The following is a 15,299-nucleotide window of genomic DNA, read 5'->3' as shown; positions in this document are numbered from 1 at the left end:
AGGCCACCTTCGCTGCGTTGGACGCAGGCAAGGTGGCCTTCGCTGCGTCGGTGGGCTGAATGGAGTAGCCGCGGATTTTGTCCGCCGGATGCACCTTGACGGGTGGTGTCGGTCACCTTACTTTTGCATGCGACACGATGAAGTGAGGCCCAAGTGGACCTAAGTCTGCACGGATCGAGCACTCCAGCCCAGCCTGAGGTACTCCTGTCGATGCGCGGGATCGTCAAGCTGTTCCCCGGCGTGCGCGCGCTGGACGGCGTGGACCTCGAGGTGCTGCCCGGCGAGGTGCACTGCCTGCTCGGCCAGAACGGTGCCGGCAAGTCCACGCTGATCAAGACCCTCGCCGGCGCGCATCAGCCGGACGGCGGCGAGATCCGCTGGCGCGGGGAGCCAGCCACGCTCGGCTCGCCGGTCGCCGCACTGCGGCTCGGCGTCGCCACCATGTACCAGGAGCTGGACCTGATTCCGGCGCTGTCGGTGGCGGAGAACGTGTTCCTCGGTCACGAGCGCGCCAGGTTCGGCTTCACCCGTCCGGCGGTGGCCAGGGCCGCCGCCGCGGAACTGCTGGCCAGGCTCGGTCATCCGGAGATCTCCGCGGACACCGAGGTCGGCAAGCTCTCCGCGGCGGGCCAGCAGCTGGTGTCGATGGCGCGGGCGCTGGCGCACGACGCGCGGCTGATCGTGATGGACGAGCCCACCGCGGCGCTGGCCGGCGACGAGGTGGACAACCTCTTCCGGATCGTCGGCGAGCTGACCGCGGACGGGGTGGCGGTGGTCTACATCTCGCACCGGATGGCGGAGATCCGCCGGATCGGGCACCGGGTCACCGTGATCAAGGACGGCCGGACGGTGGCGGCCGGGCTGGACGCCCGCGAGACCCCCGGCTCGCAACTGGTCGACCTGATGGCAGGGCGCAAGGTGGAGACCGCCTTCCGCGCCGCCAGCCAGGCCGAGGTGACCTTCGGCGAGCAGGTGCTCGACGTGTCCGGTCTCGGCCGCGCTGGCGAGTTCCGCGATGTCAGCTTCTCCGTGCGAGCCGGTGAGATCGTCGGTATCGCCGGGCTGGTCGGCGCCGGGCGCAGCGAGATCCTGGAGACCGTCTTCGGTGCGCGCAAGGCGGACGAGGGCAGCGTCCGCGTCAACGGTAAGCGCTTACGCCCCGGCAGCGTGCCGGCCGCGGTGCAGGCCGGGATCGGCCTGGCGCCCGAGGAACGCAAGGCGCAGGCCCTGCTGCTGGACATGTCCGTGGTGCACAACGTGACGCTGGCCAGCCTGCCTTCCTACAGCCGCGGCGGTTTCACCAGCGGCGGCCGCGAGTACCGCGACGCGCAGTCCACAGTGGAACGACTCGAGCTGCGCCCGGCGGACCCGCAGCGGATCATCCGCACGCTTTCCGGTGGCAACCAGCAGAAGGCCGTGGTGGCCCGCTGGCTGGTGCACGGCTGCAAGGTGCTGCTGCTGGACGAGCCGACCCGCGGCGTGGACGTCGGCGCCAGGGCGGAGCTGTACCGGCTGATCCACGAGCTGGCGGCGAGCGGGGTGGCGATCGTGCTGGTGTCCAGCGAGGTGCCCGAGGTGCTCGGCCTCGCCGACCGGGTGCTGGTGCTGCGCGACGGCGAGGTGCTGGCCGACCGGCCCTCGGACGAGCTCACGGAGGGCGATGTGTTGGACATGGTCATGGAGGGGAGCGCGGCGTGACCGAGACCGAGACCTTGAACCGGCCGCCGGTGCAGCCGACGGTGAATGGCGGGCAGCGCCGCCGGATCAACCTGGACCTGAGGCTGCTCGGGCTGGCCGGGGTGCTGGTGCTGCTCTGCGTGGTCGGCCAGATCACCCGGCCGGACACCTTCCTCACCAACGACAACCTGTCCACCATGCTCCGGCTGGCCGCCGCGATCGGCGTGGTCAGCGTCGGCATGACGTTCGTGATCATCACCGGCGGCATCGACCTGTCGGTGGGGTCCATCGTCGCGCTGTCCAGCGTCTGGATGACCACGCTGGCCACCCAGTCCTACGGGCCGTTCGTGATGGTGCTGTGCGCCCTGCTGGTCGGACTCGGCTGCGGGCTGGTCAACGGGCTGCTGATCTCCTACGGCAAGGTCGTCCCGTTCATCACCACGCTGGCCATGATGGCCTCGGCCCGCGGGCTCGCCGAGCGGCTGTCCGGCCGGCGCACCCAGGTGGTCGGCGAGACCGGGTTCACCGACTTCTTCCGCGGCGCCTTCCTCGGCGTGCCGGTGCTGGTCTGGATGCTGGTGCTGGTGTTCGTGGTCGGCTGGGTGGTGCTCAACCGCACCACTTTCGGCCGCCGCACCTTCGCCATCGGTGGGAACGCCGAAGCGGCAAGGCTTTCCGGGATCAACGTGAAGCGGCACACCGCGCTGGTCTACGGCATCGGCGGGCTGTGCTGCGGCATCGCCGCGATGATGGTGGTCGCCCGCACCACCTCCGGCGCGTCCACCAACGGCATGTTCTACGAGCTGGACGCGATCGCCGCGGTGGTGATCGGCGGCACGCTGCTCTCCGGCGGCCGCGGCAGCCTGATCGGCACCTTGATCGGCGTGCTCATCTTCACCGTGCTGAACAGCATCTTCACTCAGAACAACCTGGACACCGACATCCAGAACATCGCCAAGGGCGCGATCATCGTCGGCGCTGTTCTGCTGCAGCACACGACTTCGGCGCGGCGCAAGGGAAAAATCAAAAAAGACAACGGGAGCGCTTCATGAAGGACACATCGCTGGCCCGCCGCGGCTTCCTGCTGGGCGCTGCCGGTCTCGGGGCGGGCACGGTGCTCGCCGGGTGCACCTCCAACGAGCCGCCGCAGTCGACCGCGGCCGCGGCGTCGGCTGGCCAGGGTGGCAACACCCAGCCGGGGCCGCCGGTGACGATCGGTTTCTCCGCGCCGGCCGCGGACCACGGCTGGATGGCGGCGATGACCATCAACGCCCGCGCGCAGGCCGGCAAGTTCCCGGACGTCACGCTGAACGCGACCGAGGGCACCAACGACGTCAACCAGCAGATCGCGCAGGTGGAGTCGCTGATCAACGCCAAGGTCGGGGTGCTGGTCATCCTGCCCTTCGACGGCAAGGCGCTGACCCAGGTCGGCAGGCAGGCGATGGACGCCGGCATCCCGGTGGTCAATGTGGACCGGGTGTTCGACACCCCGCTGGCGTACCGGACCTGGATCGGCGGCGACAACTACCGGATGGGCGTGAACGCGGCCGACTACATCGCCGGTGAGCTGAAGAAGCGCGGGGTCGCCAACCCGGTGATCGGTGAGGTGGCCGGGATCGACGCGCTGCCGCTGACCCAGGAGCGCAGCCAGGGCTTCAAGGATGCCTTGCAGCGGCACGGTTTCAGCGTCGGTCCGCGGGTGTCCGCGCAGTTCACCCCGGAGTCCGGTGAGCAGCAGACGGCCAACCTGCTGCAGTCCGCGTCCGGGCTGAACGCGCTCTGGAACCACGACGACGACCAGGGGGTCGGGGTGGTCGCGGCGATCCAGAACTCCGGCCGCAGCGACTTCTTCATGGTCGGCGGCGCCGGTTCGAAGAACATGATGAACCTGATCAAGCAGGACACCGGCCCGGTCAAGGCGACCGTGCTGTACAGCCCGTCGATGGCGTCCTCGGCCATCGCGCTGGCCAGGATGCTCGGGCAGAACAAGGGCATCGGGGACCTCGCCGAGCACGAGATCCCGGCCGAGGTCACCACCTACTCCGCGGTGGTGACCAAGCAGAACGTGGACTCCTACCTCGACGTCGGGTTCGACTCGTGAGCCCAGCCGGCACGGGAAATTCTGGCGGCGACGGGACGGGGGAGCGGGACATGTCGGGGGAAAAGCAGGAAATGCGGGTGGGCATGGTGGGCCACGCGTTCATGGGTGCGGTGCACTCCCACGCGTGGCGCACCGCGCCCCGGTTCTTCGACCTGCCCTACACCGTGCGGATGACCGCGATCGGCGGCCGGGACGAGGCGAGGACCCGTGCGGCGGCCGGGAAGTACGGCTGGGACTCGGTGGAGACCGACTGGCGGGAGCTGATCGCCAGGGACGACATCGACCTGGTGGACATCTGCACGCCCGGCGACACGCACGCGGAGATCGCGATCGCCGCGCTGGCCGCCGGGAAGCACGTGTTGTGCGAGAAGCCGTTGGCCAACACGGTGGCCGAGGCCGAGGAGATGGCCGAAGCCGCGGCGGTGGCGGCGGAGCGCGGGGTGCGCTCGATGGTGGCCTTCAACTACCGGCGGGTGCCCGCGCTCGCGCTGGCGCGGCGGCTGGTGGCCGAGGGCAGGCTCGGCGAACTGCGGCACGTCCGCACGGTGTACCTGCAGGACTGGCTTTCCGACCCGGCCGCGCCGATGACCTGGCGGCTGCGCAAGGAGCAGGCCGGTTCCGGGGCGCTCGGCGACCTGGCCGCGCACATCGTGGACGCCGCCCAGTTCGTCACCGGCGAGCTGGTCACCGGCGTTTCCGGGCAGACCGCCACCTTCGTGCCGCGCCGGGCGAACGGGCACGGGGTCGAGGAGGACGTCACCGTGGACGACTGCGCGGTGTTCACCGCTCGGCTCGGCTCGGGCGCGGTGGCCACCTTCGAAGCGACCAGGTACGCCTTCGGCCGCAAGAACGCGATGCGGCTGGAGGTCAACGGTTCCCGGGGCAGCCTGAGCTTCGACTTCGAGTCGATGAACGAGCTGTGGTTCCACGAGTCCGGCGGGGATACCGGGGATACCGGGGATACCGAGGGGTTCCGGCGGATCCTGGTCACCGAGGGCACCCATCCCTATTTGGACGCCTGGTGGCCGCCGGGACATCTGCTCGGCTACGAGCACACCTTCACCCACGAGGTGGTGGACCTGCTGCGGGCTGTCCACAGTGGAGTGAACCCGGAGCCGGGGTTCGGCACCGGGTTGCAGGTGCAGCGGGTGCTCGGGGCCGTGCAGCGCAGTGCCGAAGACGAATCACGCTGGTCACCGGTGCCCGCTACGGCACCGGTGCGTACGTAAGGCCTTGTTCGAAGGGGCGTTGTTTCAAAAGGGCGTCAACCCGACCTAGGAGACGGTACCAGTGAAAGTACAGTGTAGTACCCGTCGTACCCACAGCAGGTTGAGACGCTTCGGCGTCGCTCTGCTCGCACTGTGCACGGGGCTGGGGGTCGCCGGCACGGCGTCGGCAGCGCCGGTCCCGGCCGCGCAAGCACCGGAAACCGCGCACGTCGCGAACGTGCTGGTCTTTTCCAAGACCGCGGGTTTCCGGCACGACTCCATCCCGGCCGGGATCAAGGCCATCCAGGAAATGGGCGCCGCCAACGGGTTCACCGTGGAGGCCACCGAGGACGCGGGCGCCTTCACCACCGAGAACCTGGCCAGGTTCTCCGCGGTGGTCTGGCTTTCCACCACCGGCGACGTGCTCAACGCCGAGCAGCAGACCGCGTTCGAGTCCTACATCGCGGGCGGCGGCGGGTATGCCGGCGTGCACGCCGCGTCCGACACCGAGTACGACTGGCCGTGGTACGGCGACCTGGTGGGCGCCTACTTCGACTCGCACCCGCACAACCAGCAGGCCACGGTGAACGTGGAGGACGACCAGCACCCGTCCACCGCCGGCCTGCCGAACCAGTGGTCCCGCTTCGACGAGTGGTACAACTACCGCGAAAACCCCCGCCAGGACGTGCACGTGCTGGCGGCGCTGGACGAGAACAGCTACCAGCCGGGCAGCGGCGCGATGGGCGATCACCCGATCGCCTGGTGCCACACCAGCTCCGGCGGGCGGTCCTGGTACACCGGCGGCGGGCACACCGTCGAGTCCTACGCCGAACCTGAGTTCCGGCAGCACCTGCTCGGCGGGATCCTTTACGCGGCAGGGGAACGCGAGGGCGACTGCGCGCCGCCGGACCCCGGTACCGGTAACCCCGCGGACGGCGACTTCGACCAGATCACCCTGGCCAAGGGCGAGGAGCGCACCGGCGAGCCGATCGCACTGGCGGTGCTGCCGGACCGTCGCGTGCTGCACACCTCGCGCGACGGCGAAGTCTGGCTGACCACCCCGGAGGCCACCACCACGCTGGCCGCGAAGATCCCGGTGTACAACCACGACGAGGACGGCCTGCAGGGCGTCGCGATCGACCCGGACTTCGCGAACAACAAGCGCGTCTACCTCTACTACGCGCCGCCGCTGGACACGCCGCCCGGTGACGCGCCGGAGTCCGGCAGCGAGGCGGATTTCGCGCCCTTCAAGGGATACAACCAGCTTTCGCGGTTCGTGCTCGGCGACGACGGCACGCTGGACCTCGGCTCCGAGCAGAAGGTGCTCCAGGTGCCCGCCGACCGCGGCATCTGCTGCCACGCCGGCGGCGAGATCGACTTCGACGCGGCGGGCAACCTGTTCCTGTCCACCGGTGACGACAGCAACCCGTTCGCGGACGGCTACAACCCGATCGACGAGCGGGCGAACCGCAACCCGGTGTACGACGCGCAGCGCAGCTCGGCCAACACCAACGACCTGCGCGGCAAGCTGCTGCGGATCAAGGTGGCCGAAGACGGCTCGTACACCGTGCCGGAGGGCAACCTGTTCGCGGCGGGCACGGAGAAGACCCGGCCCGAGGTCTACGCGATGGGCTTCCGCAACCCGTTCCGGTTCGCGGTGGACAAGAAGACCGGCTGGGTGCACCTCGGCGACTACGGGCCGGACGCCGGCTCGGCGGACCCGAAGCGCGGCCCGGCCGGGATGGTGGAGTTCAACCTGGTGAAGCAGCCGGGCAACTTCGGCTGGCCGTACTGCGTCGGCGACAACGTGCCGTACCAGGACTACGACTACGCCACCGGGCAGTCCGCCGGCGCCTACGACTGCGCGGCGCCGAAGAACACCAGCCCGCGCAACACCGGACTGGTCGACCTGCCGCCAGTGCAGCCGGCCTGGATCCCCTACGACGGCGGTTCGGTGCCCGAGTTCGGTTCCGGCGCGGAGTCCCCGATGGGCGGGCCGACCTACCACTTCGACGCGGCCAACCCGGCGAAGACGAAGTTCCCCGAGTACTTCGACGGCAAGAACTTCGCCTACGAGTGGGACCGCAGCTGGATCAAGGAGATCACCGTCGGCGCGAACGGCGAACGCGGTGAGATCAAGCCGTTCTTCGACTCGATGGACCTGACCAGGCCGATGAACATCGAGTTCGGCCCGGACGGGTCGCTGTACGTGCTGGACTACGGCAGCGGGTACTTCGGTGGTGCCGAGGACTCGGCGGTGTACCGGATCGACTACACCAAGGGCAGCCGCACCCCGGAGGTCCAGGTGAAGGCGGACAAGACCTCCGGGCCGGCACCGCTTTCGGTCGCCTTCGACCCGGCGGGCACGCACGACGAGGACGGCGGCACGCTGACCTACGCCTGGGACTTCGACAGCAACGGCGAAGTTGACTCCACCGAACCCGGCAAGGCCGGCTTCACCTATGACAAGCCGGGTCAGTACACCGCGAAGCTGTCCGTCACCGATCCCACCGGATTGACCGGGGTGGCCAGCGTGGTGGTCACCGTGGGCAATACCGCGCCGGTGGTCACCCTGCAGACTCCGGTGAACGGCGGGTTCTTCGGCTTCGGTGACAAGGTTCCGTTCAAGGTGAACGTGACCGATCCCGAGGACGGTGCCGCCGGGCCGATCGACTGCTCGAAGGTGACCGTGGAGTACATCCTCGGCCACGACAACCACGGGCATCCGCTCAGCCGTGCCACCGGTTGCGAAGGTGTCATCGAGACACCCGCGGACGAGGGCCACGGCCTGGACGCGAACATCTTCGGCATCATCAACGCCAGCTACACCGACCTCGGCGCGCCGGGAGCGCCGCCGCTGACCGGTTCGGCGCTGAACAAGCTGCACACCAAGCACAAGCAGGCCGAGTTCTTCACCGAATCCCACGGCGTGCAGGTGGTCTCCCACGCTGGGGCCAGCGGCGGGAAACGGGTCGGCTACATCGAGCCCGGCGACTGGCTGAAGTTCGACCCGGCGAACCTGACCGGGATCACCGGCCTCGGCTTCCGGGTCTCCGCCGGCGGGCCCGGCGGGGCGATCGAGGTCCGTTCCGGTGCGCCGGACGGCCCGGTGCTGCAGACCACCCAGGTGGCCAACACCGGCAGCCCGGACAACTACGTGGACCTGCCGGTGACCCCGATCAAGGCCTCGGCCGAGTCGGTGCCGCTGTACCTGGTGTTCACCGGTTCCGGCGGCGGGTTGTTCGATGTGGACGCCCTGCACTTCGACGGTACCGGGGTCTCGAACCCGGGTACGCCGGCGTGTCAGCCCACGCAGCCCGAAGCGGGCTACACCATGCTCTTCGATGGCACCGAGGCCAGCATGGGCGGCTGGAAGCAGGCCGGTCCCGGCAAGTTCGAGCACCAGGCCGACTGCACGATCCGCTCCACCGGCGGGATGGGCCTGTTCTGGTACGGCCAGGAGCAGGGCGCGTACAGCCTGAAGCTGGACTGGAAGATGGCCGGGGACGACAACTCGGGCATCTTCGTCGGGTTCCCCGATCCCGGCGACGATCCGTGGATCGCGGTGAACCAGGGCTACGAGATCCAGATCGACGCCACCGACGCGCCGGAGAAGACGACCGGTTCGGTGTACAGCTTCCAGTCGGCCGACCTGGCCAAGCGCGACGCCGCGCTGAAGCCGCCGGGCGAGTGGAACGCCTACGAGATCGTGGTGCAGGGCCAGAACATCAAGGTGCTGCTGAACGGGGTGCTGATCAACGACTTCGTCAGCACCGACCCGAACCGCGATCTGGCTCAGGGTTTCGTCGGCCTGCAGAACCACGGCGACGGTGACGACGTCTCGTTCCGCAACGTGCAGGTCAAGGCGCTGGACGTGGTCGCACCGACCACCACCGCGACCTTCGAGCAGCCGGGTTCGACCGGCTGGCACCCCGGCCAGGTCCCGGTCTCGCTGGCCGCGGCGGACACCGGCAGCGGAGTGGCGAAGATCGAGTACAACCTCGACGGCGGTGCGTGGCAGCCCTACACCGAACCGGTCGTGGTGACCGGGGACGGCGACCACACGTTGCTCTACCGGGCGGTGGACAACGCCGGCAACGTGGAGGCGGACAAGGCGGCCACCATCCGGATCGACGGTGCCAAGCCGACGCTGATGGTGGCCGGGGTCGCCAAGGGCCGGGTCTACGGGGACGCCACCGATCTGGTCGTGTCCTGGCGGGCCGAGGACGCCACCTCGGGCGTGCGGGAGGTGAGCGCGGCGCTGAACGGGTCCGGGCTCGCGTCCGGCACGGTGGTCCCGCTGCACCAGCTGCCGCTGGGCCTGCACACGCTGGCCGTGACCGCGACCGACAAGGCGGGCAACCACGCCGAGCAGTCGCTGTCCTTCGCATCGGCCACGTCGTTGCGGGACATCGACCAGCTGGTCGACCGGTTCCGGGCGAGCAACCGGCTGTCCCTGTCCTCCTACGTCGCGCTGTCCGGTCAGCTGGCCAAGGCGCGCAAGGCGGACGCGAAGGGGCAGGACGTCAAGACGGTCCGGGAGCTGCGGGCGTTCCGGGCGCTGGCGGTGGAGGTCTCCGACGCGGGTGTGCGGGACACGCTCACCCGGGACGCCGACGCGGTGATCGCGTCGATCGAGGGCACCGCAGGCACCGCGGTACTGGTCCGGGCGGTGAACGCCGAATAGGTCCTGGCGGGTGGGCGCTTCTGGTAAGGCGCGGGCGCCCACCCGCCGCTCCAGGGCCGGAGGAAGCACGGAAAGGGGTTGTGCAGTGGACGATCGAGGAGAAACCGGTCTCTGGCTGATCGGCGCGCGGGGTTCGGTGGCGGCCACCGCGATCACCGGGCTGCTCGCGTTGCGGGCGGGACTGGTGCCGCCGACCGGCTCGGTCACCTCGGCCCCGTCCTTCGGGCAGGTTCCGCTGCCCGCGTGGGACCGGATCCGGCCAGGCGGTCACGACATCGCGCACACCCCGCTGGACAAGCGGGCCGAGTTGCTGGTGGACGGTGGCGTGCTGCCGCACCGGGTGCTGACCGGGGTGCGCACCGCGCTGGCCGCGGTGGACGCCGACCTCCGGCCCGGCTACCACCCGGCCACGCACGCCGGCTCCCAGCTGGACGCGGCGGCCAGACTCAGCGCCGACATCACCGAGTTCGCCGAGCGGCACGGGCTGGCCAGGGTGGTGGTGCTCGACGTGTCCTCCACCGAGCCGGTGTTCCCCGAACTGCCGGAGCACGCCGAGCTGGACGCGCTGGAAGCGGCGATGGCCGAGCCGGGCCGGATCGTGCTGCCGCCGAGCTCGGTGGCGGCCTACGCCGCACTGCGCGCGGGCTGCCCGTATGTCGGGTTCACCCCGTCCACCGGGATCAGGCTGCCCGCGTTGGAGGAGCTCGCCCGGTCGCTGAAGCTGCCGTACGCCGGGGCGGACGGGAAGACCGGGGAGACGCTGGTGCGCACCGCGCTGGCGCCGATGTTCACCACCCGCGCGCTGGCCGTGCGGTCCTGGTCCGGCACCAACCTGCTCGGCGGCGGGGACGGGATGACCTTGGCCGACGCGGAGAACGTCGGCAGCAAGCTCGCGTCCAAGGGGCGCGGGCTTGCCGAGCTGCTCGGCGGTGAGGTGACCGCGCCGCTGCACATCGACAACGTGCCGGAGCTGGGCGAGCAGAAGACGGCCTGGGACCACGTGCTGTTCGAAGGGTTCCTCGGCGCGCGGATGACCCTGCAGTTCACCTGGTCCGGCTACGACTCGTCGCTGGCCGCGCCGCTGGTGCTGGACCTGGCGAGGCTGGTGTCCGCCGCGCACGCGCGCGGGCACTCCGGCGCGCTGGGCGCGCTGGGCTTCTTCTTCAAGGACCCGATCACCGATGGCGAACCGGAGCACCGGCTCGCCGAGCAGTACGCCGCCCTCACCGCCTGGGCGGCCACCCTATGACCGCCCTCCACCCTCCCCGGCAAATAGCCGCCTTTTCGCCCCCGCCACCAAGGGCAAAAAGCCGGCTATTTGCCGGGGCGCTGGTGGAGTTGGTGCGGGCACCGGCGGCACTGACGGTGCTGGGGGACAGTGTGGTGGGGGCGGCGGCAGCGGGAAAGCCGTTGCGGGGCAAGCGTTTGCTGCTGCCGTTGAGCTCGGTCGCGTTCTACTGGGCCGGGATGGCGCTGAACGACTGGGCGGACCGGGAGCTGGACGCGGAGGAACGCCCGGAGCGGCCGATCCCGTCCGGGCGGGTGCGTCCCGGTGCCGCGTTCGGGGTGGCGGCCGGGCTGACCGCCGCCGGGCTGGGGCTGGCCGCGGCGGCGGACGGCCGGACCGGGCTGCGTTCCGGCGCGGCCGTGGCCGCCGCGCTGTGGGCCTACGACCTGCTGTTCAAACCCACCGCGGCCGGTCCGGTCGCGATGGCCGCCTGCCGGGTCGCCGACGTCTCCCTCGGTGGCAGGGCACCGCTGGCCGCGGCCACGATCGGGCTGCACACCCTGGGCGTCACCGCGCTTTCCGGCGGCGAGGTGCACGGCGGTTCGCCGCGCACCGCACACGCGGTGGTGGCCGGTACCGCCGTCTCGGCCGGGCTGGCGTTGTCCGGTCCCAGCTCGCGCGCGCACCGGCTGGCCGCGGCGCTGTTCGGGGCCGGCTACGCGGGCGGGGTCGGACGGTCGCAGCTGGCCGCCGCGAGGAACCCGTCGGCGGGCCAGGTGCGCGAGGCGACCGCGGCTGGGATCCACGGCATGGTCCCGTTGCAGGCCACCCTCGCGGCGAAGCACGGTTCGGTCCGCGCGGCCGGGGTACTGGCCGTCGCGCTGCCGCTGGCCAGGAGGCTGGCGAGGAAGGTGAGTCCCACGTGAACACGGCGTCGCTGCACCTCGGTTACGGCACCAATGGTTTCGCCAACCACCGGCTGGACGACGCGCTGGCCCTGATCGCCGAGCTCGGCTACTCCGGGGTGGCGCTGACCCTGGACCACCACCACCTGAACCCGTTCGCGGAAGATCTGCCGCGGCAGGTCCGCCGGGTGGCCGCCCGGCTCGGGCAGCTCGGCCTCGGGGTGGTGGTGGAGACCGGCGCGCGCTATCTGCTCGATCCCCGGCACAAGCACCATCCCACGCTGCTGTCGGACGATCCGGGGCTGCGCATCGACTTCCTGAACCGGGCGATCTGGATCGCCGCGGAGCTGGGCGCGGACTGCGTGTCCTTCTGGTCCGGGATCCGGCCCGACGAGCTGGCCCCCGGGGTGGCCTGGCGCCGGTTGCGCGACGGGGTCGGCGCGGTGCTGGATGAGGCGGCCAACCGCGGGGTCCGGCTGGGTTTCGAACCCGAGCCCGGCATGCTCGTGCAGCATCTCGGCGAGGTGCTGCGGCTGCGGGACGAGCTCGGTTCGCCGGAGCTGCTCGGGGTGACCCTGGACGTCGGGCACTGCGTCGCGGTGGAGCCGTCCAGCGCGGCCGAATGCGCGCGGCAGGCCGGGCCGCTGCTGTTCAACGTGCAGCTCGACGACATGCGCACCGGGGTGCACGAGCACCTTGAGTTCGGTGAGGGCGAGCTGGACCTGGCGGAAACCCTCGGTGCGCTGGTGGAAATCGGGTACGAGGGACTGGCCGCGGTGGAACTTCCGCGGCACAGTCACGCCGCGCCGGTGGTGGCGCGGCGTGCCCTGGAGGCGTTGCGGTCAGCGTTGCCCGTGACGCCCCAGGGCCCGCCCAGCCAGGATTGGAGTTCCCGGGTGGACCATCCGTGGCTGGTGGAGACCGAGCGCGCGGTGCGCGCGGACCCCAGCGCGATTCGGACCGCGTTTCCCGCGGTGGGCCGCAAGGTGGGCCGCGCGCCGCTGCGGCCGGAGGCCGATCCGGACGGGCTGGTGCACGGCACGGTGGACGATCTGGCGCGGTCGCGGCTGCTGACCGTGCTCGGTGAGGTGCTGGCCCCGGAGGCGCTGGCGGTGGAGCTGACCGAGCTGTACTGCTACGGCGACGACGCCGAGCGCCGCGGGGTGCTGCGCGGGCTGCACCTGCTGCCCGTCAGCGTGGCCGAGACCGGCCGGACGATCGTGGAGGATGCCTTGCGCAGCAACGACATCCGACTGGTCGCGGCCGCGCTGGGGCCGTTCGCGCAGCGTCACCTCGCTCCGCACTCCTGGCGGCACGGGGTGCTCAAGTGCCTGTTCGTCGGTGTCCCGCTGGCCGCGGTAGCCGGGCTGCGCGAGCGGACCGACACCGAGCTGCTGCGGATGGTGGCGGACTACGCCGCCGAGCGGAAGGCGGCCGGCCGCGAAGTGCCGGCGGACGCCGTCGAGTTACTGCAGGAGGCGTGATGCGCATTTTCGATCCGCATATCCACATGACCTCGCGGACCACCGCGGACTACGAGGCGATGTACGCCGCCGGGGTGCGCGCGCTGGTCGAACCCGCGTTCTGGCTCGGCCAGCCGCGGACCAACGTCGGTTCGTTCACCGACTACTTCGACGGCCTGATCGGCTGGGAGCGGTTCCGCGCGGCCCAGTTCGGCATCCGGCACCACTGCACGATGGCGCTGAACCCCAAGGAGGCCAACGATCCGCGCTGCACCGCCGTGCTGGACGTGCTGCCGAGGTACCTGGCCAAGGACGGGGTGGTGGCGGTCGGCGAAGTCGGCTACGACTCGATGACCCCGGCTGAGGACGACGCGTTCACCCGCCAACTGGCGATGGCCGTGGAGCACGAGCTGCCGGTGCTGGTGCACACCCCGCACCGGGACAAGATCGCCGGTACCCGCCGCACGCTGGACGTGGTGCGGGAGTCCGGTATCCCGCCGGAGCGGGTGGTGGTGGACCACCTCAACGAGGTCACCGTTGGTCTGGTTGCCGACTCCGGCTGCTGGATGGGGTTCTCCATCTACCCGGACACCAAGATGGACGAGCACCGGATGGTGGCGATCCTGCGTGAGCACGGCACTGAGCGGGTGTTGGTCAACTCCGCGGCCGACTGGGGCCGGTCCGACCCGCTGAAGACGTTGCGCACCGCCGAGGCGATGCTGGCTGCCGGGTATGCGGAGTCCGATGTGGACAAGGTGCTCTGGCGGAACCCGGTGGAGTTCTACGGGCAGAGCGGCAAGCTCATGCTCGAAGACTCTCCCGAGTCCGGCGGTACCTACGAGGGCAACTCGGTGCTGCGCGGGGCTCGTCCGGACGCGGGGGACTGACCATGCTTTCCTACTGCACCAACGTGCATCCGGCGGAGGACCTGGACGGCATCCTGCACCAGCTCGACGCCTACGCGCTGCCGGTGCGCGAGCGCTTCGGCGAGGACCGGCTCGGCCTCGGCCTCTGGCTGGCCGCCGAGGTGGCCGCCGGGCTGGCCGGGGACCCGGTGGCGCGGCGGCGGCTGCGCCACGAGCTGGGCGCCAGGGGACTGGCTGTGCAGACCCTGAACGCCTTTCCCTACCGCGGTTTCCACGACGAGGTGGTGAAGCACGCCGTCTACCATCCACAGTGGAGTGACGTGCGGCGGTTGCGGTACACCTTGGATTGCGTCGAGGTGCTGGCCGACCTGATGCCCGACGACGCCGGCTTCGGCAGCATCTCCACCCTGCCGCTGGGCTGGCGGCAGCCGTGGAGCGCCGAGCAGGACCTGCGCGCCGTTAGCGCGCTGGACGCGGTGACCAGGGTGCTGGCCCGCTGCGACCGGCCGGTCAAGCTGGCGGTGGAGCCGGAGCCGGGCTGCGTGCTGGACACCGTTGCGGACGCGGTCGGCTGGCTGGCCGGCCGGGTCGACCCGGAGTACATCGGGCTCTGCCTGGACACCTGTCACCTAGCGGTGTCCTTCGCCGATCCGGCCGCCGCGGTGGCCGAGATCTACGACGCGGGCCTGCAGGTGATGAAGGTGCAGGTCTCCGCCGCGCTGGAGGTGGCGGACCCGGCGAGCCCGGCCGCCGTCGCCGCGTTGGCCGGGTTCGCCGAGCCGCGCTACCTGCACCAGGTGCGGGCGCTGGCGGCGGACGGCCGGGTGCACGCGTCGGACGACCTGCCGCAGGCATCGGCCGAGCTGCCCTCGGAAGGGCCGTGGCGGGTGCACTTCCACGTGCCGCTGCACGCTTCGCCGGCCGAGCCGCTCGGTGCCACCACCGGGGTCATCACCGACGCGGTCGCCGCGCTGTCCGCGCGCGTCGCCGATCCGGCGCGGTTCCCGCACCTGGAGGTGGAGACCTACACCTGGACGGTGCTGCCCGAGGAACACCGTCAGGACTTGGCGGACGGTATCGCCGAAGAGCTGCGGTGGGCACGCGCTCGCCTGACGCCGGAAGGAGCGCGCATATGACCAATCGCACCGACTCCAGTCGCGGCAC

Annotated in this window: 10 protein-coding genes; all 10 read left to right on the top strand. The window is 70.8% G+C overall.

Annotated features, from left to right (window positions below; all coding sequences use genetic code 11):
- Positions 1-210 precede the first annotated feature (210 nt).
- The 10 genes from AMYNI_RS0103605 to eboE all read left to right on the top strand — a co-directional run bounded on the left by AMYNI_RS0103605 (position 211) and on the right by eboE (position 15,271).
- Complete coding sequence (locus AMYNI_RS0103605; protein WP_020666607.1) at positions 211-1,698, top strand: sugar ABC transporter ATP-binding protein; 1,488 nt, start codon at positions 211-213, stop codon at positions 1,696-1,698.
- 14 nt (positions 1,699-1,712) lie between these two features.
- Complete coding sequence (locus AMYNI_RS0103600; RefSeq protein WP_051116449.1) at positions 1,713-2,729, top strand: ABC transporter permease; 1,017 nt, start codon at positions 1,713-1,715, stop codon at positions 2,727-2,729.
- The gene (locus AMYNI_RS0103595; protein ID WP_020666605.1) at positions 2,726-3,778 is read left to right on the top strand and encodes a substrate-binding domain-containing protein; all 1,053 of its coding nucleotides are present in this window, start codon (positions 2,726-2,728) and stop codon (positions 3,776-3,778) included. Before AMYNI_RS0103600 ends, AMYNI_RS0103595 begins: the two co-directional genes overlap by 4 nt.
- 50 nt (positions 3,779-3,828) lie before the next feature.
- Positions 3,829-5,007 (top strand): Gfo/Idh/MocA family protein, encoded by a 1,179-nt coding sequence (locus tag AMYNI_RS0103590; RefSeq protein WP_020666604.1) that lies wholly within the window; start codon positions 3,829-3,831, stop codon positions 5,005-5,007.
- Between the two features lie 100 nt (positions 5,008-5,107).
- A complete protein-coding gene (locus AMYNI_RS0103585; protein WP_020666603.1) occupies positions 5,108-9,673 on the top strand; it encodes a ThuA domain-containing protein in 4,566 nt (1,521 codons plus the stop codon).
- A gap of 85 nt (positions 9,674-9,758) precedes the next feature.
- The gene (locus AMYNI_RS0103580; protein ID WP_020666602.1) at positions 9,759-10,922 is read left to right on the top strand and encodes an inositol-3-phosphate synthase; all 1,164 of its coding nucleotides are present in this window, start codon (positions 9,759-9,761) and stop codon (positions 10,920-10,922) included.
- A gap of 83 nt (positions 10,923-11,005) precedes the next feature.
- A complete protein-coding gene (locus tag AMYNI_RS0103575) occupies positions 11,006-11,827 on the top strand; it encodes an SCO3242 family prenyltransferase (RefSeq protein ID WP_026360016.1) in 822 nt (273 codons plus the stop codon).
- Complete coding sequence (locus tag AMYNI_RS0103570) at positions 11,824-13,290, top strand: EboA domain-containing protein (protein ID WP_020666600.1); 1,467 nt, start codon at positions 11,824-11,826, stop codon at positions 13,288-13,290. Before AMYNI_RS0103575 ends, AMYNI_RS0103570 begins: the two co-directional genes overlap by 4 nt.
- Entirely contained in the window at positions 13,290-14,156 is an 867-nt protein-coding gene (locus AMYNI_RS0103565) for a TatD family hydrolase (RefSeq protein ID WP_020666599.1), read from the top strand. Before AMYNI_RS0103570 ends, AMYNI_RS0103565 begins: the two co-directional genes overlap by 1 nt.
- A gap of 2 nt (positions 14,157-14,158) precedes the next feature.
- Positions 14,159-15,271 (top strand): metabolite traffic protein EboE, encoded by a 1,113-nt coding sequence (gene eboE, locus AMYNI_RS0103560; RefSeq protein WP_020666598.1) that lies wholly within the window; start codon positions 14,159-14,161, stop codon positions 15,269-15,271.
- The last annotated feature ends 28 nt before the right edge of the window (positions 15,272-15,299 follow it).

The sequence above is a fragment of the Amycolatopsis nigrescens CSC17Ta-90 genome, from assembly GCF_000384315.1.
GTDB lineage: Bacteria > Actinomycetota > Actinomycetes > Mycobacteriales > Pseudonocardiaceae > Amycolatopsis > Amycolatopsis nigrescens.
The sequence above is the reverse complement of the archived record's forward strand: the minus strand, read 5'-3'. Positions and strand labels throughout refer to the sequence as shown.

Bases quoted from the DNA above. Each gene is read 5' to 3' on its own strand.
- AMYNI_RS0103605 (WP_020666607.1), top strand. From the start codon at position 211: ATGCGCGGGATCGTCAAGCTGTTCCCCGGCGTGCGCGCGCTGGACGGC.
- AMYNI_RS0103595 (WP_020666605.1), top strand. From the start codon at position 2,726: ATGAAGGACACATCGCTGGCCCGCCGCGGCTTCCTGCTGGGCGCTGCC.
- AMYNI_RS0103590 (WP_020666604.1), top strand. From the start codon at position 3,829: ATGTCGGGGGAAAAGCAGGAAATGCGGGTGGGCATGGTGGGCCACGCG.
- AMYNI_RS0103565 (WP_020666599.1), top strand. From the start codon at position 13,290: ATGCGCATTTTCGATCCGCATATCCACATGACCTCGCGGACCACCGCG.
- eboE (WP_020666598.1), top strand. From the start codon at position 14,159: ATGCTTTCCTACTGCACCAACGTGCATCCGGCGGAGGACCTGGACGGC.